Origin of the sequence: Pseudomonas sp. FYR_5 (genome assembly GCF_043106315.1) — a bacterium.
Classification (GTDB): Bacteria; Pseudomonadota; Gammaproteobacteria; order Pseudomonadales; family Pseudomonadaceae; genus Aquipseudomonas; species Aquipseudomonas putida_Y.
In genome coordinates, this window is sequence record NZ_JBICMK010000034.1 from 24,555 (window position 1) to 46,215 (window position 21,661).

General features: G+C 56.2%; 18 protein-coding genes and 1 other RNA gene. 15 read left to right on the top strand and 4 right to left on the bottom strand.

From position 1 onward, the window contains the following. Positions 1–190 precede the first annotated feature (190 nt). Complete coding sequence (locus tag ACF8RA_RS03695) at positions 191–2,584, top strand: TonB-dependent siderophore receptor (protein WP_392518795.1); 2,394 nt, start codon at positions 191–193, stop codon at positions 2,582–2,584. Positions 2,585–2,711: 127 nt separating this feature from the next. Here ACF8RA_RS03695 and ACF8RA_RS03700 read toward each other — a convergent pair whose 3' ends face one another. Next, entirely contained in the window at positions 2,712–3,359 is a 648-nt protein-coding gene (locus ACF8RA_RS03700) for a TetR/AcrR family transcriptional regulator (RefSeq protein ID WP_176683242.1), read from the bottom strand. Positions 3,360–3,482: 123 nt separating this feature from the next. On the opposite strand from ACF8RA_RS03700, the gene ACF8RA_RS03705 reads away from it, so the two are divergent. The 14 genes from ACF8RA_RS03705 to ACF8RA_RS03770 all read left to right on the top strand — a co-directional run bounded on the left by ACF8RA_RS03705 (position 3,483) and on the right by ACF8RA_RS03770 (position 18,733). Continuing rightward, positions 3,483–5,519: an FAD-dependent oxidoreductase gene (locus ACF8RA_RS03705; protein ID WP_392518796.1), complete on the top strand. Its 2,037-nt coding sequence runs from the start codon at positions 3,483–3,485 to the stop codon at positions 5,517–5,519. A gap of 101 nt (positions 5,520–5,620) precedes the next feature. Next, entirely contained in the window at positions 5,621–6,928 is a 1,308-nt protein-coding gene (locus tag ACF8RA_RS03710) for a Xaa-Pro peptidase family protein (RefSeq protein ID WP_176683243.1), read from the top strand. A gap of 13 nt (positions 6,929–6,941) precedes the next feature. After that, positions 6,942–7,751, top strand: a complete 810-nt coding sequence (locus ACF8RA_RS03715) for an amino acid ABC transporter ATP-binding protein (RefSeq protein WP_004576155.1) — start codon at positions 6,942–6,944, stop codon at positions 7,749–7,751. Continuing rightward, the gene (locus ACF8RA_RS03720; protein ID WP_004576156.1) at positions 7,751–8,392 is read left to right on the top strand and encodes an amino acid ABC transporter permease; all 642 of its coding nucleotides are present in this window, start codon (positions 7,751–7,753) and stop codon (positions 8,390–8,392) included. The genes ACF8RA_RS03715 and ACF8RA_RS03720 overlap by 1 nt, the downstream gene beginning before the upstream one ends. Continuing rightward, positions 8,389–9,048, top strand: coding sequence for an amino acid ABC transporter permease (locus tag ACF8RA_RS03725; RefSeq protein ID WP_019752558.1), 660 nt, complete (start codon positions 8,389–8,391; stop codon positions 9,046–9,048). Before ACF8RA_RS03720 ends, ACF8RA_RS03725 begins: the two co-directional genes overlap by 4 nt. A 57-nt stretch (positions 9,049–9,105) precedes the next feature. Continuing rightward, complete coding sequence (locus ACF8RA_RS03730) at positions 9,106–9,939, top strand: ABC transporter substrate-binding protein (protein WP_004576158.1); 834 nt, start codon at positions 9,106–9,108, stop codon at positions 9,937–9,939. A gap of 152 nt (positions 9,940–10,091) precedes the next feature. Beyond that, positions 10,092–11,099, top strand: coding sequence for an Ldh family oxidoreductase (locus ACF8RA_RS03735; protein WP_392518797.1), 1,008 nt, complete (start codon positions 10,092–10,094; stop codon positions 11,097–11,099). 359 nt (positions 11,100–11,458) lie between these two features. Beyond that, positions 11,459–12,112, top strand: a complete 654-nt coding sequence (locus ACF8RA_RS03740) for a hypothetical protein (RefSeq protein ID WP_392518798.1) — start codon at positions 11,459–11,461, stop codon at positions 12,110–12,112. 125 nt (positions 12,113–12,237) lie between these two features. Beyond that, positions 12,238–12,492: a helix-turn-helix transcriptional regulator gene (locus ACF8RA_RS03745; RefSeq protein WP_392518805.1), complete on the top strand. Its 255-nt coding sequence runs from the start codon at positions 12,238–12,240 to the stop codon at positions 12,490–12,492. Then, a complete protein-coding gene (locus tag ACF8RA_RS03750) occupies positions 12,489–12,848 on the top strand; it encodes a recombinase family protein (protein ID WP_392518799.1) in 360 nt (119 codons plus the stop codon). Before ACF8RA_RS03745 ends, ACF8RA_RS03750 begins: the two co-directional genes overlap by 4 nt. 198 nt (positions 12,849–13,046) lie before the next feature. Next, the gene (locus tag ACF8RA_RS03755) at positions 13,047–13,628 is read left to right on the top strand and encodes a recombinase family protein (protein WP_392518800.1); all 582 of its coding nucleotides are present in this window, start codon (positions 13,047–13,049) and stop codon (positions 13,626–13,628) included. A 2-nt stretch (positions 13,629–13,630) separates the two neighbouring features. Then, positions 13,631–14,284 (top strand): helix-turn-helix domain-containing protein, encoded by a 654-nt coding sequence (locus tag ACF8RA_RS03760; protein WP_392518801.1) that lies wholly within the window; start codon positions 13,631–13,633, stop codon positions 14,282–14,284. A gap of 112 nt (positions 14,285–14,396) precedes the next feature. After that, positions 14,397–15,221, top strand: coding sequence for a hypothetical protein (locus tag ACF8RA_RS03765; RefSeq protein ID WP_392518802.1), 825 nt, complete (start codon positions 14,397–14,399; stop codon positions 15,219–15,221). A gap of 404 nt (positions 15,222–15,625) precedes the next feature. After that, positions 15,626–18,733: a type ISP restriction/modification enzyme gene (locus ACF8RA_RS03770; protein ID WP_392518803.1), complete on the top strand. Its 3,108-nt coding sequence runs from the start codon at positions 15,626–15,628 to the stop codon at positions 18,731–18,733. Positions 18,734–19,013: 280 nt separating this feature from the next. On the opposite strand, the gene ACF8RA_RS03775 is transcribed toward ACF8RA_RS03770, so the two are convergent. The 3 genes from ACF8RA_RS03775 to ACF8RA_RS03785 form a co-directional block, all read right to left on the bottom strand. Next, positions 19,014–20,291 (bottom strand): integrase domain-containing protein, encoded by a 1,278-nt coding sequence (locus tag ACF8RA_RS03775; protein ID WP_392518804.1) that lies wholly within the window; start codon positions 20,289–20,291, stop codon positions 19,014–19,016. 184 nt (positions 20,292–20,475) lie between these two features. Further along, positions 20,476–20,867: a transfer-messenger RNA gene (ssrA, locus tag ACF8RA_RS03780) on the bottom strand. A gap of 99 nt (positions 20,868–20,966) precedes the next feature. Then, positions 20,967–21,257 carry a hypothetical protein gene (locus tag ACF8RA_RS03785; protein WP_104962591.1) on the bottom strand — a complete coding sequence of 97 codons (291 nt, stop codon included), beginning with the start codon at positions 21,255–21,257 and terminating at the stop codon, positions 20,967–20,969. Positions 21,258–21,661 lie beyond the last annotated feature (404 nt).

Sequence of the window (21,661 nt, forward strand, 5' to 3'; positions counted from 1 at the left end):
GCCGTCCATTCCCGGCAACGATTGGGTCAACGCAAGGCCATCCACCGCGCGGTTTTGTATCGGGGTAGGCGGGTGGTTCGCGCAAGATGCCCAGTGTAAAAATAAATGAGGTGTTTTCTCATTCTCGTTCGGCATGTAGAGAAGGCCGGATTACAGGCCAGCCCGCCGACCACCGACACGGAGCGAGAGAATGAGTTTTACCCCGGTTCCACAGCGCCACCCCTTGAGTCGTGCCCTGCATGCTGCACTGTTGGGGCTGGCAGTCAGCACCTACGCACTGCCGTCGCTTGCACAGCCTTTGAGCGCTGATCACAACGCCCCGCTCAAGCAATGGGGCATTCCCGCGGGCCCGCTGGCGCCGGCACTGGACCGCTTTGCACGCGAGGCGGGTATCAGCCTTTCGTTCGATGCGCAGAACGTGGCCAACCGCAATACCAACGGGGTGCAGGGCGCGCTGGATACACGCTCGGCACTGTCGTCGCTGCTGCGCGGAACCGAGTTGCAGTTTGAGCCGCAGGGCCCCAATGCGTACCTGGTAATACCACAACCAAAGCCTGCCGGCCCGCTGGAGCTGGGCGCGACCGAGGACTACCGCCTGGCGCCTGTCATCATCAATGCCAAGGTCAAGGCCAGCGCCGACGATGACGCCAACTCGGTGGTTGCCAAGGAGCTGTGGGTAGGTGGCAAGGTGGCGACCAGCATCCTCAACACGCCCGCGTCCGTGTCTGTGGTGACCAACAAGGAAATGCAGCAGCGCAGCGTCAGCACCACCGAAGAGGCGCTGCAGTACACCCCCGGCGTGGTCAGCGACTACTACGGTTCGGACGACCGCAACGACTACTTCCTGATCCGAGGCTTCCAGGCCACCACCTACCGAGACGGCCTGACCCTCAGCTCGATGCGCGGTGTGCGCGAAGACCCTTACGCCTACGAGCGTATCGAAATTCTGCGGGGTGCCAACTCCACCCTGTTCGGCCCGGCAGACCCGGGTGGCTCGGTCAACTTTGTGACCAAGCAACCGCGCTTCGAGAAGTTTGGCCAAGGCTACGTGACCTACGGCTCCTATGACCATGCCGAAACCGGGATCGATGTAGGCGATGCGCTGAACGACGAACAAACCCTGGCCGGCCGCTTCACGGCCAAGATGCAGAACAGCGACCGCGAGTACGACCACTCCCAGGACGACAACCGCTTCGTGATGGGCGGCCTGACCTGGGCGCCGACCGACTTCACCTCGGCCACGGTGGTGCTGGATTACCTGAAGACTAACAGCTCGCCGAACAGCGGTGGCTACCCGCTGGACAAGGAATACGACCGCAGCGACTTCTACGGCGAGCCCAGCTACAACTTCCACGATGTCGAGCGCACCAGCCTCAGCGGCAACATCACCCACGACTTCGACAACGGCTTCGTGCTGCGCAGCAACCTGCGCTACAGCGAGCTGACCGATGACTTTGGCTACGCCTACCTGAGCGACAACGCCTCGCGTGTTGGCACCACCATTCCACGCTACGTCTTCGGCACCGACAGCGATGCCGACCAGCTCAACGGCAACTTGATGCTGCAGTACGATGCCCAGTTCGAGCACATCGACAGCAGCACGCTGGTGGGCGTCGAGTACCTCGACTCGACGACCAAACAGAGCTCGGTCTACGGCCTGGCGCCTTCCATCGACATCGCCAACCCGGTATTCACCGGCGTGCCTGGCGGCATCACGCCCTATACCCGCAAAAAGAATGACGCCACCACCAAGGCGGTTTTCCTGCAGCAGAACTTGTCGTTCTTTGACCGCGTCATCGCGACCGCAGGCGTGCGTAACGACTCGATGGACCTGTCGAGCAAGGAATACATCGGTGGCGAGCAGACGGAAAAGGACAACTTCTCCGAAACCTCCTACCGCGCGGCACTGACCTATATCGTCAACGATGAAGTGTCGACCTACGTGAGCATGGTGGAGTCCGTCTCGCCCCCGCAAGTAGGCGTTACCCCGCAGACCGGCAAGCAATACGAAGTGGGCATCAAGTACTCGCCCATGGGCATGGACGCACTCTTCTCCGCCGCTGTTTACGACCTGACCCAGGAGAACGTCACCATTGCTGTGGTGTTGCCAAGCGGCATCATCGAGCAGCAGACGGTGGGCGAGTCACGCGTGCGTGGCCTTGACCTGGAAGCCAAGGCACAAGTCACGCAAGACATCAGCGTGATTGGTGCTTACTCCTACATGGAGTCCGAGGTGCTGCGCGGGTCGCTGTATGACGGCTCTTCCTTGAAGGGCAATGAGTTCACCACGGCGCCCAAACACACCGCATCGCTGTGGAGCTACTACGACATACCTGGCACTGACGTGAGCGTCGGCCTGGGCGCGCGGTATGTGGGGGCGTACTACATGGATGCTGCCAATACCAAGAAGAGCGATGGGACCACGTTGTTTGATGCGGCGCTGAACTACAAGATCGCCAAAGGGACCGACCTGGCGCTGAATGTGAGCAACCTGTTCGATGAGCAGCATGTGGTGGGGTCGGGGACGGCGAATTACTACAACCCGGGGCGGGAGGTGACGGCGAAGGTGAGTTATAGCTGGTAAGGCGGGTAGGGGATGGCACGGGTTGCGCCCCTGTTCGTGGGTAAACCCGTGCCTACAGGTGCGCAAGATCCTGAAGCTTGCTATGAACCCCGCATCTTCAAAGAGGCTCACTTGTGAGTCGGTGTTTTTAGACCTTCAAATCGGCACCGCTAAAACCGTTGCGCTGATAAAAGCGCTCCAGCTCACGGGCTTCCGGCTCCCTGCCGGTGAAAATCTTCAGGTACTCGGGAATGTAGCGCATGCGCTGGGCCAGGGGCTCCCGGGTTTTCATGCTGATGTAGCCGATTTGCGTCAGGTAGATGGAGCGGGCGCGGGTAATCGCGGCATCGTGTTCAAAGCCGAAACGGTCGAACATCTGCCGCAATGCCTCGACGCGTTGCGCGTCTGCCTGGCCGATTTCCTGCGCCACTTCCGGCGACTGGAGTGCCCAACTGCGCATGGCGAACTCGAATTGCGAGTCGAACAATTCGCTGTTCAGCCAGCAGTCGAAGACGTTGAGAATCGCCTCGGTGATGGACTCGGCATAGGCCTGGGATTTGGTCACCAGGTTGAAGGTGTTCTTGTTTTTCCATTGCTCGATCAAGGCCACGAGCAAGGCATCGCGGTCTTCGAAAAACCAGTAGAAGCTGGTGCGCGACAAATTCAGCTTTTTGGCTAGCGGCATCACGCGCACGGCATCCACACCTGACTCGGTCAGGCTTTCATAGGCCGCATTAAGCCAGCCTTCCAGTGAGCCTCGGCCTGCTGGTTCCGCCTTTGAGGTGGTTCCTTTCATGGGCATTTCTTCCCTTTTCAATGTGCGCTTTGTGGTAACTGTACACCATCGTCAAGAGTATTGACACCTGTGTACACAGGGGCATATTGTCGGCGTGCCTGATGACCTGTTTGCGAGACCGATATGAAAAACGATCCGCTACTTCAGCCTTATCGCCTCAAGCATTTGACCCTGCGCAACCGCATCATCACCACTTCCCACGAGCCGGCCTACCCGGAAGACGGGATGCCGAAAAAGCTCTACCGGGCCTACCACGTTGAACGTGCCAAAGCCGGCGTAGCCATGACCATGACCGCAGGCTCCGCCGCAATCTCCCGTGACAGCCCACCTGTGTTCAACAACATTCTGGCCTACAAGGACGAAGTGGTCGGCTGGATGAAAGACCTGACCGACGAGTGCCACGAACATGGTGCAGCGGTGATGATCCAGCTCACTCACCTGGGCCGGCGTACCCGCTGGGACAAAGGCGACTGGCTACCGGTGGTGTCGCCCTCCCACAATCAGGAGCCCGCACACCGCGCCTTCCCCAAGCAGCTTGAACAGTGGGACATCGACCGCATCATTCGCGATTATGCCGATGCCGCCGAACGCATGAAGGCCGCGGGCCTGGATGGCATCGAGCTGCAAGCCTACGGCCACTTGATGGACCAGTTCTGGTCGCCACTGACCAACGAGCTGGAAGGGCCGTACGGCGGCTTGCTGCAAAACCGCCTGCGCTTCACCTTCGATGTGCTCACGGCCATTCGCAAGCGCGTGGGCCCGGAGTTTATTGTCGGCATTCGCTACACCGGGGACGAAGTGCTCGCCGGTGGCCTGCAAAAAGAGGAGGGCTTACAGATCTCTCAACTGTTGAAAGACAGTGGCATGATCGACTTCCTCAATGTGATTCGCGGCAACATCGCCACTGACGCCGGGCTGACCGACATCATCCCGATCCAGGGCATGCGCAATGCCCCGCACCTGGACTTTGCCGGCGAAATCAAGACGCTGACCGGCTTCCCGACCTTCCATGCAGCAAAAATTCCCGACGTGGCCACGGCGCGTCATGCCATTGCCTCGGGGTTGGTGGACATGGTCGGCATGACCCGCGCGCACATGACCGACCCGCACATCGTGCGCAAGATCATCGAAGGCCGTGAAGACGATATCCGCCCATGCGTAGGCGCCAACTATTGCCTGGACCGCATTTACAACGCAGGCGCGGCCTATTGCATCCACAACGCCGCGACCGGGCGTGAAACCACCATGCCTCATGAAATACCCAAGGCTGTGCAGAAGCGCAAAGTGGTGATTGTCGGCGCCGGCCCTGGTGGCCTGGAGGCGGCACGTGTGGCAGGCGAGCGCGGCCACGAGGTGGTGGTGTACGAGCTGGCGGACAAACCCGGCGGGCAGATTCGCCTGACCGCACAGTCCGAGCGGCGCAAGGAAATGATCAGCATCATCGACTGGCGCATGGCGCAATGCGAGCGCCTTGGTGTGAGGTTCCACTTCAATACCTGGGCAGACACCGCGATTGTGCTCGATGAAAACGCCGACGTGGTGATCGTGGCGACCGGGGGCATGCCGCACACCGAAGTGCTGGAGCACGGCAATCAGTTCCTGGTTTCAAGCTGGGACATCATTTCCGGCGACGTGAAGCCTGGGCGCAATGTGCTGGTGTACGACGATGCGGGCGACCACGCCGGCCTGCAAGCCGCCGAATTCATCGCCCGCAGTGGCGCCAAGACTGAAATCATGACCCCCGACCGCTCGTTCGCGCCAGAAGTCATGGGCATGAACCTGGTTCCCTACATGCGCGCGTTACAGCAACTGGACACCACCTTTACCGTCACCTACCGGCTCAAGGCCGTGGAGAAACAAGGCGACCAATTGCTGGCCACGATCGGCACCGATTACAGCGACCTGACCAAAACGCGCCTGGTGGATCAGGTGGTGGTCAACCACGGCACCCGGCCGCTGGACGAGCTGTATTTCGACCTCAAACCCCTGGCCAGCAACGAAGGTGCCTTGGAGTACATGGACCTGATTGTCGGCAAGCCGCAAACCGTTGTCAGCAACCCCGAAGGGCGCTTCCAGCTGTTCCGCATTGGTGATGCAGTGGCGTCGCGCAATACCCATGCGGCCATCTACGATGCCCTGCGGCTGGTCAAGGACCTCTAGCCGCCCTGCGTCGCCCACAACAATAAAGACAGCCGTCACCAGATTTAGAAACCTTTTAGTTACTGCCCCGAAAGTTGGTCTGACTCAGCGGAGGTTGTTGCATGCAAACGGGTTCTGATTCCATTGAGCTGCTCACGGCGTTAACCGAACGCGACCTGCGCTTTCGCAGCGATGCCAAGGTCACTGAACATGCCATCGCGCCGGTCGACACGGCGTTACTCGATGCGTATGCCGCCATCGATCGCAAAGCCTTGCGCCATTACCGCCTGGAGCGCATTCGCGAGCAACTGCGCGCCCAGGATTACGCCGGCATTCTGTTGGCCGATCCGATCAATATTCGCTATGCCACCGACACCAATAACCTTGGTTTGTGGGTGATGCACTCGCCCAGCCGCTATGTGTTCGTCGCCACCGACGGCCCGGTGGTGCTGTTTGAATTCACCAGCAGCCGGCACAACAGCGAGCACGTTGAAACCATCGATGAAATTCGCCCGGCGATTCCCTGGCTGTATTTCCTCGCCGGCCCCCGCGTGCAGGAAAAAGCCGAGCGCTGGGCACAGGAGGTAGCGGACCTGATGGCCCGCCACGGTGGCGGCAATCGCCGCTTGGCGGTCGACCGCTGCGACCCTTGGGGCGCGCAGCGCCTGACACACCAAGGCATTGAGCTGTTCGATGCGCAGCCATTGATGGAGCAGGCACGCTTGATCAAATCGGCTGAAGAAGTGGCCAGCCACCGGGTGTCCATGGGCGTTTGCGACCTGGCCATTGCCCGGATGCGCACAAGCCTGGTGCCGGGGGTTACTGAAAATCAGCTGTGGAGCATCATGCACGGCACCAACGTCGCGCACGGCGGAGAGTGGGCCGAAAGCCGCCTGCTCAGCTCCGGGCCGCGCACCAATCCGTGGTTTCAGGACGCCACCGACAAGGTCATCAAGGCAGGTGAGATGGTCTGTTTCGACACCGACATGGTCGGGCCCGGTGGTTACCTTTCAGACATCTCGCGCAGCTTCATCTGCCCCGGCAAGGCGCCGAGCATGGTCCAACGCGACTTGCTGGACATCGCCTCGCAGCAGATCAACCACAACGTCGAACTGCTGCGCCCGGGCCTGTCCTTTCGCGAGTTCGCCGAGCGCTGCTGGCCGGTGCCCCAGCGCTTCGAGCACAACCGCTACATGATGATGCTGCACGGTGTCGGGCTGGTGGACGAGTACCCCAGCGTCGCCTACGCCGTGGATTTTGCCGAGTGGGGGTACGACGGCCTGTTCGAGGAAAACATGGTGGTGTCGGTGGAAAGTTACATCGGTGAGCAAGGCGGTGGGGAAGGGGTGAAGCTCGAAGAACAGGTGCTGATCAGCGCCAACGGGCCGATCAAACTCTCGCGCACACCCTTGGTCGACGGCGATCGATAGCTGGAGCAAAACCATGAGCAGTATGACCGTGATCGAAACCGCACCCACCTTGGCGCCGCGCCCGGTGGCCAGCGCCGAACCGTTCTTGCGCCTGGAGGGCATTCATAAACAGTTTGGCCCTTACCCCGTTTTGCACGACGTGTGTTTTGAAATGAACAAGGGCGAGGTGGTGGCCATTATCGGCCCCAGTGGGTCGGGCAAAAGTACCTTGCTGCGCTGCATCAACCAACTGGAGCCACCGACCAAGGGGCGGGTCAGCATGGATGGCGTGCACATCGAAGCTGGCAAGGCGTTGCCCCGTACAGAGCTGCTGAAGTTGCGCCGGCGCATTGGCATGGTGTTCCAGTCGTTCAACCTGTTCCCGCATCTGACGGTGCTGCGCAACGTCAGCCTGGCGCAAATCCGCACCTTGGGCCGCAGCGCCAAAGAAGCCGACGCCCGCTCCTTGCAACTGCTCGAACGCGTTGGGCTGGCTGACAAGGCCCAGCATTATCCGGCGCGCTGCTCCGGTGGCCAGCAGCAACGGATCGCCATCGCCCGCGCCCTGGCACTGGACCCTGAGCTGATGCTGTTCGACGAGCCGACCTCGGCGCTGGACCCCGAGCTGGGCCTGGAGGTGCTGGCGGTGATGAAAGAGCTGGCCGGCGAAGGCATGTCGATGATTGTCGTGACTCACGAGATGCACTTCGCCGAAACCGTGTCCGACCGGGTGGTGGTCATGGCTGACGGGCGCATCATCGAACACGGGCCGAGCCAGCGAGTGATGCGCGAGCCCGAGCATGAACGGGTGATCCAGTTCCTCCAGGCAGTGAGGAATCGCTGATGAAAGACATCCTGATGATGCTGTTGAACGGCATACCCTGGACCATTGCCGTTACCGTGCTCGCATTCTGTGTCGGCGTAGTGCTGGGGTTTCCCATCTGTGCCCTGCGCATGTCCAGGTTCAAGGTGCTGAGCATTCTGGCTGCCATGCTGGTGCTGACCCTGCGCTCAATCCCCCCGATTGTCTGGCTGTTTTTCATCTTCTTCGGCATCGGTGGCGGCTATATCAGCCTGTCGCCGTTTACCGCAGCGGTGGTTGGCCTGGGGCTGATCACGGCGGCGCACATGTCCGAGGTGTACCGCGGTGCGTTCGCGGCGATTCCCGCCGGCCAGTTCGAAGCCGCCTATGTGCTTAACCTGTCGGCGCCGCAACGGTTTTTCGACGTGGTGTTGCCGCAGTTGGTGCGTATCGCCATTCCCACCTCAGCCACCTACGCCATTGGCCTGCTCAAGGATTCGGCCGTGGCCTCGACGATTGGCGTTGGTGAAATCAGCTTTCAGGCTTACCAGGTTTCACAGCAAACCTTTCAGGGCCTGAGCGTCTACAGCGCGGCGGCGGTGGTGTACCTGGTGCTCAGCGTGCCAGTGGCCTTGTTCTCTCGTTGGCTGTCGGCCACGTTGAAACAGAGGATTGCCCGATGAGCGAACTGCTGACGATGTGGGCGCAATGGTTACCGGAGTTGTGGAAGGGCTTTGTGCTGTCGATGCAGGTCACGGCCGTGAGCCTGGGCCTGGGCGTTGTGCTGGGGCTGTTGCTGGCACTGGGCGTTTCGTCGCCGAGCCGCTGGTTGCGTTATCCCTCCCTGGTGGTGGTGGAGCTGGGGCGTGGCGCACCGGCGTTGATCCTGCTGCAGTATTTCTACTTTGGCCTGCCCAGCGTCAACCTCACCCTGACCTCGTTCTGGGCCGCTGCGCTGGCCATGGCGTACTGCACGGCCGCCTACACCAGTGAAATCATTCGCGGTGGCATCGAGTCGGTGGCCGCAGGGCAAACCGAGGCCGCCGAAGTGATCGGCCTCAACCGGTTCGACGCGCTGCGCTTTGTGATCCTGCCTCAGGCCTTGCGGGTGGCGCTGCCATCGCTGCTGGGGTTCTCGATCATGATGTTCCAGGCCTCGTCGCTGTGTTTCACCATCGCCCTGCCAGAAATTGTCAGCCGGGCGTCCTCCATTGGCTCTTCCACGTTCGAGTACATGCCGGTGCTGATACTGGCCGGTTTGATGTATGCCGCTGTCTGCGCCCCGGCGACCCTGGGTGTGGCAGCGCTGGAAAAAAGACTGGCCCCCAGCCAGCCATAACAACAAATCCACTCGCGCCGATTTCGGCTGCTGCTCTCTTATTGCAAAGGTGACGTCATGACTCGCTCATTCAAGCGTTTTACCCGTTGGATGTTCTTGTGCTCGACCTTGGCCGGCGCCCCGTACGCCTTGGCCGAATGCACCCCCGCGAACCAGTTTGAAACCATCACCCCGGGTGTGCTGACCGTGGCGGCGTATGTCTTCCCGCCTTACTCGATACCGGGGCCGAACAACCAGTTGAGCGGCGTGGACGGCGAGATCATCAAGCGCATCGCCGAGCGCGAATGCCTGAAAGTCAAAACCATGGTGGTGGACACGGCAGCCGTCGTCCAGGCAGTGGTGGCAAAGCGCGCCGATGTCGGCATCGGTGATTGGTATCGCACGGCAGAGCGCAGCAAGGCGTTGGGCTTGTCGGCACCGTTGTACCTGGACGTGATGGGCATCATTTCGGATGAGGGTTACACCAAGATTTCCGAACTGGATGGCAAGCGTATCGGCACCGTGCAGGGCTACCTGTGGGTGGACGATTTGAAGAAAGCCTTTGGCGATAACCTGGTGCTCTACCCGAACCCCGTGGCCATGGCCCAGGACCTGGCGTCCAGGCGCATCCAGGTTGGCGCGGACAGCTTCGCTGTGGCTGTTTCTTCGCAGCAGAAGGGCGGCTACCCCGGCAAGAGCATCAAGGTGTCCGAGCCCGATCAACGGGTCAAGGCCACGCTTGAGCCCGGGCAGAGCGCCTTCCCGTACACCAAGGCCAACGCCGCCCTGGGCGAGGCGCTGGGCAAGAACATCCAGGCCTTGCATGCCTCAGGCGAAATCGCAGAAATCCTCGCCTCGTTTGGCCTGGACCGCGAGGCTGCAAAAGTGGGTGAGCCGAGGATGATTCAGTAAAGACAATCAAATCCCGTAGGAGCGGCTTTAGCCGCGAATGAACGCACCGCGAGCTTTCAGAAATGACGCGTTATCGTTCATTCGCGGCTAACACCGCCCTTGCAGGTTCGCTGGCTGCGGCACACCTTCAACCCGAGAGCACCGAAGCCCCCATGGACGACCACAAACCCGAAAAGCGCCTGTCGCTGACCGATGCCACCACCTTCGCGCGCCAACTCTGCCTGGCCCACGGCACCAGCTACGCCGTGGCCACGGCGCTTGCCAACGCCACCGTATCAGCCCAGGCCCATGGCCAGCACGAACTCGGTTTCGGCCATTTGCCTGACTACCTCAGCGGCTTTGCCGCCGGCCGAATCGCCACGGCTGCCGAGCCCATCGTGACCCAGGTCGCGCCGGCCATGATCCGCTGCGACGCGGCCCGAGGCATCGCGCAACTGGGGTTCGATCGCGCCTTCCCAGCGCTGTGCAGCAATGCGCATCAACTGGGTATCGCCCTGTTTGCGCAGTTCAACGCGTTCACCTGCGGCGAGTTGGGCTATTACACCCGTCGCCTGGCGCGCGAGGGGCTGGTCGCGTTGGCGTTCACCAATGGTCCACCGTTGCTCACCGTGGCGGGCCAGCGCCGGCCGCTGTACTCCACCAACCCCATCGCATTTGCCGCCGGCAGTGACACGGGGCGGTTACTGGCGATTGACCAAGCCAGCAGCGCCACTGCTTACGTAAACCTGCTGCGGGCCGCTGAAGCGGGAGAGGCGATACCGGCAGGCTGGGCGGTTGATGGGCAAGGCAATGAAACGCGCAGCGCGCGGGAGGCATTGCATGGGACGTTGCTGGCGTTTGGGGGTGGTCGTGGGGCTAATATTGCGTTGATGGTTGAGGTGCTTGCGGCGGGGGTGACGGGGGCTAATTGGTCGTTGGATGCAGCGGATTTTCGTGCTGGTAGCGAATCGCCTGGGGCTGGGATGCTGGTGATTGGTATTGCTCCCAGGTTGCTGGATGAGTGCTTTGCTGCACGGTTGGATGAGCAGATGGCTCGGCTTGAAGCCTTGGGGGTTTACTTGTCGGGGAGGGCCAAGGAGCAAGCTTATGCTCGTGCGGTCTGTGAGGGGATCAGCTTGCCGGTAGCGGCGTACGATGCGTTTAGGGGGCAGTTGAGGTAGTTACATCCTTTGCCATCGCCGGCTGCGGTAGCCTACCGGATCGGGGGGCTGTAGCTGAGCCGGGGTAATCTGAAACGATTATGTAATATTCTGATTATTAACGTTTTTTATTAGTTTTCTCTACGAGTTGGAATACTTTTTGGAATACAAGAAGGCCGCGAAAAGCAGGTGATTTTTGGTAGCTTCGTTCTCAAGGGCGCTGGGCTGGTCGATAGGGGTAGGCGTGACTGTGGGCCTGTTACCTCGGAAAATCGCAGTCAGGAGGGTCTAGTAATCGAGCTGATGAGCTAGACCTGTTGAAGGTGTCCTTGTCTTAAGATATGCCCACCAAGCCTTGACCATTCGTCCCAGAGGTTGACATGCCGGACCACCTTTCACATCTCACCTGGTTTACCATCGATCAAGCTCTACGGTACCTGGAGCAAGAAAAGGCTATCAAGCTAAGCGAGGGCGATCTGCTCAGCCATTGCGAGCAAGGGAACTGCATCGCATCGGTCAACGTACGCGGGCGATTTGGCAAAAGCACCTCATGGATACAAAACGGCGAAAGCTCGTACTTTCAGACTGTTTACGGCAGTGGCGAAGCTCAGATACTAAACCCTTTAGCGCTCCTAGATCCTGTAGGCCCAAGACCGATAGCAGTCTATCTATCAGGATATGTCACAGAAAAAGATGAACTCGATGCGCCCACTTACCTATGTGAAGAATGGGCTATTGACCTGATGCCCGATGAGTGCAAAGTCCGGTTTCACCGTTCGCAGATTGATAAATTTGCGGAGAGCATCAGTAGCAAGCCTTCCCCAGCCCCTTCAGCAGAAAAAGCATCACACCAGCTTGTGATTGCGGCTTTGCTTGAGCTCCTCCTCGACTCGAGCCGCCCACGTTACAACCAAAGCTCCGTAACAAATGAGATTGTCAAGCGCCACGGAAAATGGAGCGGGATCAGTCCGAGTAACCTCAGCAAAATTTTTGCAGCCTCCAACAAGGCTGCTGGTGAGGCTGAAAAAGCCTGAGCAAAATTGCAAATGCAAAACGAATATTTTCACTTGAAATGACTCCGGGGTGCTGTGTGGATTGAATAGGTGCACCTAGTCCACCAAGCGCCATAGGGCGCCAAGGAGTCCAGATGCACCCCTCCATGCTTCCCGAACCTTCACAAACATTTTCCGCCGTCCAAAGCCGCCAAATCCTTCGGCTACCCGAGGTTGAGCGCCGCGTAGGATTCAAACGAGCCCACATTTACAACTTAATTGGTCGAGGGCTATTTCCACGATCCGTTAGCCTCGGCGCGAGAGCGGTCGGTTGGGACTCGCTCGCGGTAGACCAATGGATCGAGGACCGTATTTCTGGCGAGTCGAGCCCTCGAACTAGTGTGATAGGAGAGATCCTATGAGCGCGTTAGTCTATTTCCTGGTTGGCAGCAATGGGGAAGAAGCTATGCCCCGCATCAAGGTCGCTGAAGAGGTGGCTGACGATGTTCACTGGTTTGCAGATATGGAGTGCTTGACGGCGCTCGTCGCGCTAGATCGGCCCGGCTTCGGGGATTTGTGCAAATTCGCAAGGAGAGGAGACGTCCTGATCGTCTCCACCCTCGAGAGCCTGGGTACGGATCGAGCAGAATTAATCGAGGTTCTTCAAGCCCTGAAGCGGAAAGGCATCGCAGTGTCCTCACTCCGCGAAGACTTACATTTGTTTGGTTCTGCAGGGGCGGACATTCGAGTCTCGTTCGGATTACTTAAAAAGGACTGACGCGCTCCCAGACGATCCGGCAGTGTATCGCCTCTGGATAAATATCTGGCTCAGAAGGTGTACTTTTTGAGCCAGCCGAGTCGGTCGCGCCCGGGAACGAAAAATATGGCCTTCGATATGGCTCAGATATGTTGAATTAATCTGAGCCATATCTTATATTTTGAGCCATAATTATGAGCCATCAAGGGCGCTGCAACCATGACCATTCTCGCTTACGTTCGGGTCAGTACCGAAGATCAAAGTACAGATGCTCAGCGTCACTCGATTTCACAACTCCACAATGTCGAGCATTGGTTCGCAGATGAAGCCACCAGCGGCGCAATCAAGGCCCTAGAGCGTCCCGGCTTTGCGGAGCTTTTCAAATTCGCGAGGAAAGGCGACACCCTTATCGTCTCTGCTATAGATCGTCTTGGCCGGGACACCATCGACGTGCTCGAAACGGTGGAGGCTCTCAAATCCAAAGGCGTGGCGGTAGTTTCAATGCGAGAGGGATTTGACCTTTCCAGCCCAATCGGAAAAGCCATGCTGACCATGCTAGCTGCCGTTGCGGAGCTGGAGCGCTGCAACATCAAGGCCCGACAGATGGCCGGCATTGAGCGAGCCAGGGCATTGGGGCAGAAGCTGGGCGCGCCAAAAAAGGTCGACGACCTAGCCGTTAGCGCGTGGCGGGTAGCGAACTCGGCAACAATTCAGGAAACGGCTGCTCAATTCGGTATTTCGATTGCATCCGTTAAAAGAGCTTGCGCCAGCAAGCCCTCAGTCACCGTACAAGGGGAATGAAAATGGCTGGTAAACAATCTACGCCGGATCAAGCTGCCCAAGCGGTGATACTCCGGGAGGCAGGGTGGACAGTCACAGCGATTGCACAGCGGATGTCTATCAGTGTCAGTACGACGCAACGGCTGCTTAAGAAACACAAAGCCGTTGCTGGTGCCGGAACTCAGATAATGATCGAGAAGGCCAGAGAAGAACTGCTCACCACAGCATTCTCCCTCGATGCCGTACAGCAAACAGCAGCCTCGTTGGTGGCTGATGAGCTGGCGCTGAACCAACAAATCAGGACCAAGCTTGCGAACGCTCTTGAAGTGCTCGATCCGACCAACCCGATTGTCTTTCGCTCGCTTGCAGCGGCATCCACCGCACTCAAGCTGACTCAGGATGTGACGCGACGAGCTCTCCCGTTAGAAAAGCTCAACCAGGCCCTCAGTGTTGAAGAGCTCCCGGAGCTGAAGATTCATATCATGACTGACGCGGATGTTGCAGAAATGCGCGCGCAGCAGCGGCTAGAAGAGGCCGAACACGAAGGGAATCTTCAGGGCGTTGAAGACGAGCTAGAGACATTGCGCTGGCTCGACAGCAGACGCCTTGCTCAGCTTCAACACGATGACGACGACATTGTGAGTGAAGGCTCTGACCCAATCTTGCCCGGATCATGACCGGGCAATCGTCAAACCCTTAGAGATTAGTAGAAATATCGAACACCCTGATGCCATCCAGGGTACGTCAAAAATGAAAATTAGCCCCTAACCTGGACATCTGTAGGTAGCCATGAGCAATGATAATCACTGCCTAACCACCGAGGTTTATCAGCTCGGCGCTGGAGTAAATGCAAATACCGGCCACTCACAAAAGACCGGAAAATTGTTATCTACTCCAGGCAGGGCGGGGCTTGTGGCTGGCTTCCACCTAAGGCACACAAAGCTCGTAGCAGCTACTAGTGATCTCAATTCAGAACATGATCATCAACAGCTAGAAGCAGTTAGGAACACGGATGTCTTCATTCGCGAGTTGGTGAAAAGCTATCAGGGAACCGGAGTATTGCGGGACTGGGCTAAATTTGTCAGTCCAGAAATGAAGCAATACTTCCGTCTTCATCTGCTCTGTACCAAGCCTGACGCCAAAACGACCACCATCCGGCTAGATCACGATTCGGCAGAGGCAGCCTTGGCAGCGCCACGAGGGCCAGCTAACTATCTCGCTGAGATCATCAAGCGAACCCTGGTGAAGCTGGGCATCCATACCGACGTAGCTTTCAACTTGGAGTTCAACCATTCCGGGGGTACGGAGAATCATCCCCTCCACATTCACGGAGCGTTCTGCATTCCTGATGACCGCGTGGATGATGTCTCAGAGGCCCTCAGAACGGCTCTGGCGCTAGGTTACAGGCAGCGTTATACGAACCTAGCTGTGCATATAGAGAAGCCCCGGAGCGCTCATTGGTGGGCGGCTTACTGCATAAAGGAATACTTGATCACCGCCTGTAGCCTGAACGGGAGTCGTAAGCTAAAGAATCGTCCGAGCTACGCCACTCAAAAGCTCACACAGGGCGCGAAAGGTTTCTATGAGGACATTAGTGCTTGGCTAAATTCCTGAGCGGTCAATGAGCCTTGGATCGCGGCTGCGCGAGCGAAAGGCCCAATCCATGGATGGGGACAAAATATCCGGTTTCAGAGCCCCGACGATTTTCCTCTTCATCAAAGCGGCTGACCTGTACCTAGCTTGTCTCGACTGTCTGCTCGCGATAACCTCCACAGGCCCAACACCTGACGTTAAAGGACTCTCCGTTTGGTGACGACTGCTGCTTCGTCTATCCCGCTCTGTTACGGAGTCACCACGTCTTTAAGCGGAGGTGCGCACCTGCCTTGGAAATCCATCCAACAAGCCCACCTAGTAATTTTACTCGGCATTATTACACCTGCTTTCCAAGATTTAGAATCCTCATTTTTTATATGTCGGTCAGGCCAGCATGAGCCATACAGCTCACTAGAGAGTTTTTTGTGAAAATTATTGAAGAGTTTGTAAGTAAGGTTGTCGCCATCTACAAGACAGGTGTGGCAACAGAGCATTCGTATCGTTCTGCATTAGAAAGTCTCTTCGGGTCTTTAGATGCCAGCGTGTCTGCTCTGAACGAGCCAAAACGCATTGCCTGTGGTGCTCCTGACTTCATCATTCAACGTGGTGAAATCGTCATAGGACACGTTGAGGCAAAAGATATAGGCGTCGGCTTGCGGGGAATGAAGGACGCCAATAAAGGTCAGCAGGATCGCTACCGGAAAGCCTTGCCCAATCTGATCTATACAAACTGTCTTGACTGGGACTTCTACCGAGACGGTGAGCGGGTCGAGTCCGTCACTATCGCTGATTTTTTAATGGGGATCCAAGCTAATCCGGATCAGTACGAAAAACTAGATAGCTTACTTCGTAATTTTATTGCCCAACGTCCTCAGACCATCACATCGCCACGAGTGCTCGCTGAAATGATGGCGGGCAAAGCTATTTTGATTAAAGAAGTTCTACACAATGCTTTGAAGGCTGACGGAGAGGAACAGACTGAACTCTCTGGGCAGTATCATGCTTTCAGAGAGCATCTAATTCATGATATTACGACCGGTGACTTTGCGGATATCTATGCCGAAACCATAGCATATGGAATGTTTGCGGCACGTTTGCACGATACGTCACTTGAAACATTCAGTCGTCAAGAAGCATTAAAGCTTCTACCCAAATCAAATCCCTTCCTCCGAAGCCTATTCAGCTACCTGGCTGGCGAGGATTTGGATGAGCGTATTGTATGGATTATCGACGATTTGGCAGCTGTGTTTCAGGCCGCCAATGTCAAGAAAATCATGAGTAGTTTTGGGAGGCTTACCGGTCAAAGCGATCCGTTCCTACATTTTTATGAAACGTTTCTTGCTGCTTACAACCCGTCCAAGCGTAAAGCGCGCGGAGTGTGGTATACACCCGAGCCGGTAGTTAATTTTATAGTTCGTGCTGTTGATGAAATATTGCAAGCTGAGTTTGGGCTTTCTGATGGTTTAGCAGATACGTCCAAAATTATGATCGACTGGGATACTGGTCAGACAAAAAAAGGGAAGCGGATAACTCTTCCGAAAGAGGTGCATAGAGTTCAAATACTCGATCCGGCTACAGGGACCGGAACATTTCTTGCGGAGGTGATAAAGCAGATAGCCCCGAAAGTAAAAAACGTTGCAGAAGGTATGTGGTCTCCCTACATTGAGAATAATTTAATCCCGCGCCTGCATGGGTTTGAGCTCTTGATGGCGTCCTACGCCATGTGTCACATGAAGCTTGATATGATTCTGACTGAGCTTGGATATAAGCCAACGGGTACGCCACCTCGGCTTTCTGTGTATCTCACAAACTCTTTAGAAGAGGGTGAGTCTGCAAATCAATCGCTGCCTTTCGCGCACTGGCTATCTAATGAGGTTAAGCAAGCGAATGCCATCAAGCGAGACATGCCTATCATGTGTGTGATTGGAAACCCACCATACTCCGGAGTTTCTCAAAATATGGGGGCGTGGATTAGTGGGCTCATTGAGGATTATAAGTATGTAGATGGAGTGCACTTTGGTGAGCGAAAGCACTGGTTGCATGATGATTATGTGAAGTTTATTCGGCTTGCCGAAAGTTTGATTAGCAAAAACAACGAAGGTGTCCTCGGGTTTATTACAAATCACGGTTATCTTGATAATCCGACATTTCGCGGGATGCGTTGGCACCTTTTGAAGACATTCGACAAAATATATGTGTTGGATCTTCATGGAAATAGCAAAAAGGAAGAGGTTACACCAGCCGGCCTGCCGGATAAGAATGTATTCGATATTCAGCCGGGTGTAGCAATCATTATTGCTGTCAAGAAAAAGGATGGTCCCGATGGGTTGGCTGAGGTTTACCATGGCGACCTCTGGGGGGAACGTGCTGAAAAATATAAAAAGCTATTTGATGGTTCGCTGTCAGGCTTGGTTTCTCAAAGGCTGAATTACTCTGCGCCTCACTATGCCTTTGTAAGGCGTAACGATAAACATATGGATAGCTACGAGAAGGGATTTTCCATATCTGATTTTATGCCTATTAATGCAACAGGCATTGTAAGTATGGGTGATGGTTTTGCTATAGCTGAAAGCGCAGCAGAGTTGAGCGGTAGGCTAGAGGATTTTATTTCAAGTTCGCACACGGCTAACGAACTTAAAGTTCGATATGGGCTTGGTAAGAACTATGGTGACTGGCTTGTGGGGAATCGATCTGACATCGCTGGTCGAACGCTAAGGCCTGTAAGTATATGCTATCGCCCATTTGATAATCGCTGGACCTACTTCGATAATAAGATTTTGTGGCGTTGGCGCGAAAAGGTCATGAAGCATATGTTGGTCGGAGACAACATAAGCTTGGTGTCATGTAGGCAAAGTGCTGTTAAGTCGTGGGAGCACGTTTTTGTTTCAGATGGTATTTTTGATGATAGCTACATCTCTAATCGAACAAAAGAAAGAGGGTATTGCTATCCGCTCTATATATATCCGGATGATCAAGAACTCTATCAAGAGCGTCGGGTGAATTTTGACGAAAAATTATTTGATAAGTTAAAAGCTCTTGCGTATTGTTCCGAGCGGGGAGAGCCAAACGAAATAAATGTTTTTGATTATATCTATGGGGTACTCCACTGCCCTGCTTATCGAAGGTTGTATGCTGAACATCTGAAAATTGATTTCCCCCGCATTCCATGGCCGGTCAACTCTAGCGAATTTTGGGACGTTTCCACCAAAGGTGAACATCTCCGCAGGCTGCATCTCATGGACTCATCCGTCATTGGTACTCCGCACCATCCGCTCAAAGGATCAGGACATGCGCAGGTCGATCAGCCCTCATTTCACGATGGAAAGGTTTGGATCAACGATGATCAGTATTTTGATGACGTCCGGGAAGCCACCTGGGAGCTCTTCATTGGCGGTTATCAACCAGCTCAGAAATGGTTGAAAGATCGTAGAGGACGAACTCTGACTTTTTCTGAGGTCAAGCACTATCAGAAAATATTAAAGATTATTTCGGATACCAATAGCGTGATGGACTCATTATCGATGACGATGTAGCACTATCGGATAGTGTAAAATTTCTCATTGTGAAGGGGGGCTTTCTTTCAGGCGTTGGCCCCCCAAGAAAGGAAAAAGGCGGCATCGGCTCACTTTTTGACTATCAATGTGAACCAGCGTATTTGCTCACGGCGTCCACTTTGTAGCATTTCAACTTCTGTATCGACAAGAGCCGCTCACTGGCGCTAGCTTCATGAGCGAGTCGGGGGTGGACATAGTGTCGGTCGCTATGAAGCATTCGTTTTGCATCGCGAGCTAGGCTTTGGCCTAAGGGCGCTCGCTAGTCAACATTGCTAGCGGCACGGTTAACCGGGGTGAGCTGTGAATTTCCCCCGCCAATGATTGCTGACATTGAAAGACTTCCGGTAGCCGCTCCCTGGATGTGTTCGCTCCACCATTTCATCATTGGACGCCTGCGCTCGATGTAGTCGGCACGGTTATAGGCGCTGCGGACTTCGTCTTTATCAACATGTGCGAGTGCAACCTCAATCAATTCCGGGTCCCAACCGTGCTCGTTCAGTATGGTGCTCGCCATTGACCGCATACCGTGGCTGACTAGACGGCCCGCGAATCCCATCCGCTTAAGCGCCATATTGGCGGTCTGACTGTTGCAATGGGTGCGAGGATTTCGATCTGCGGGGAACACATACTCACGGTGCCCGCTGAAAGGCTTGATAGCTTCCAGAAGCTCTAGAGCTTGTTGTGTAAGCGGTATTATATGAGTGCGACGCTTTTTCATTCGTTCCGGTGGAATTGTCCACAACTTCCTTTCGAAATCGATATCAGCCCAACGAGTGGTAGCAGCCTCCGCAGGACGAGTCATGGTGTGGAGCTGCCACTCTATCAAGCAGCGCGTAGTTCTTTTGATGCTGGCATTGGCAACGGCTAACATCAATTCTCTCAGCTCATCCGGCGCGAGTGCCGCCATATTTTGCTTCTTCGGCCTTTTGAAGACAGAGCGGATGCCACTAAGTGGATTTGAGAAAATTAAGCCAGCATTCACCCCGTAAGTCATGATTTCGTTGAGACGCTGGCTAAGCCGCTTAACCGTCTCTAAGCTGCCCTTTGCCTCAAGAGGTCTCAGCAATTTAATCACCGCTGGCGCAGTGATCGCTGAAATCGGAGTGGTGGCTAACTCGGGAAAAATGTGTAGCGTTAGAGAGCGCCAAATGTCTTCAGCATAAGCATTGGTCACTGAGTCTTTCTTGAGATCGAACCAAGCGGTGGCCACATTTTTGAATGTGTGCTCTGTGGTCGCTTTTAGTGTTTGCCTATCTGAATCGCGTTTTTCCTTCGGATCAATGCCTTGAGCTACCAGCTCCCTAGCTTCAACGGTGCGCTTTCGTGCCTGGGCCAGCCCCACCTCAGGGAAGGTGCCCAGCCCCATATTCACGCGTTTTCTGGTGGCCGGGTGGATGTAGTTGAAATTCCACAGCTTTGATCCATTAGCTCGAACCCTCATCTGGAGGCCGTCCCCATCGGTGAGGATGTAGTCCTTCTCTTTCGGCTTAGCGGCTTTGACTTTGAGGTCTGAAAGGCGCGCGGCTTGAGCCCCCATGGCGTTTCTCGCTGCTGGTTATGTATTCCAAAAAATAGCAGGGGTGTGCTTGGAATACCACTTGGAATACACGTAGGGGTAGATGTTCCTGGAGGTTTAAAGACGCTGTTGGAGCCTAAATCCTTGATTTCGTTGAATTTCAGCCACAAAAAAAGACGTCCGTGGACGTCTTTAGATGATCATTTGGTGGAGCCGGGGGGATTTGAACCCCCGTCCGCCAGTACTCCGCTGTCGGTACTACATGCTTAGCCGTGTCTACTGATTTAATCCGCAGCCGCCCGACGGGCAGGGTGCTTTGGATGAGTTGTGTAAGTTTTAGTCACTTCGCCCACAACGTGCTACGCGACGATCCTGTTCTGTATGACAATCATTTCGGGTTTACAGGCATCCCCTAGTGATTGCTGGAGCCGAAGCTACCAGAAGCAAAGGTCACTTACGCTGCGAGAGCGTAGGATTCCTCGCCGTAGGTTTCGTCATTGGCAACTATAGAAGTTGCAACAGTGGATTTACGAGTTCTGTTACCAACTCGGCATGCACCTAGAGTTTCGCTACCGGCGTCGAATCCTAATCGGCCCCGCACTAGCTCTTGGCTAACGCACCTTACGGCGCGTAGGACGGAGTATACGCCATTGCGCGGGCGACGTCGACAGCCGGTCCAGTCGCCCGCTTTTGGGCTCACGCGCCGCCGCCGCTACTGCTGCTGCCTTTCTCGGTTTTTTCCAGGCGTTCCAGGACTTTGCTGGTAATGGCAATGCATTCCTTGGTGTCGCCCGAGGCCTGGGCGGCCTTGGCTTTGTCGACGTGCTCGGTGATGGCTTTGTCCAGGCCCTCGGAGGTGGCGCCGGCGGTGGCCATGCTGTCGTCGATCTTTTGCAGGTTGGCGGTGCAGAGGTCATCGGCGGCGAACACCGGCGAAGCCAGCAGGGTGGCGGCCGCGAACAGGGCCGAAAGTGCGGTACCTTTCATGGGTGTCTCCTCTGGGGCCTCTGGAAAGTGGGCCTGTAAGGTGGACTGCGGGGGATTGGCGGGGGTTCCATCGGGATGGTGGCGGGGCGATATTGAGGTGGGGATGGCACCGGCGTTGCCGGTGTTCGCGGGTGAACCCGCGGATACGGCGGGCTGTGTATAACCACCGATGTGTGGGCACCACCAATTGGTGTAGGGGCGGGTTTACCCGCGAATGCGGTGGTGGCAGCGACGGTGGACGATGGGTAGAGATTGGCCAGCAGGGCCGGCCTCTTCGCGGGTAAACCCGCTCCTACGGGGGGGCTGTGTACAACCACCGATGTGTGGGCACCACTAATCTGTGTAGGTGCGGGTTTACCCGCGAATGCGGTGGTGGACGACGGGTAGAGATTGGCCAGCAGGGC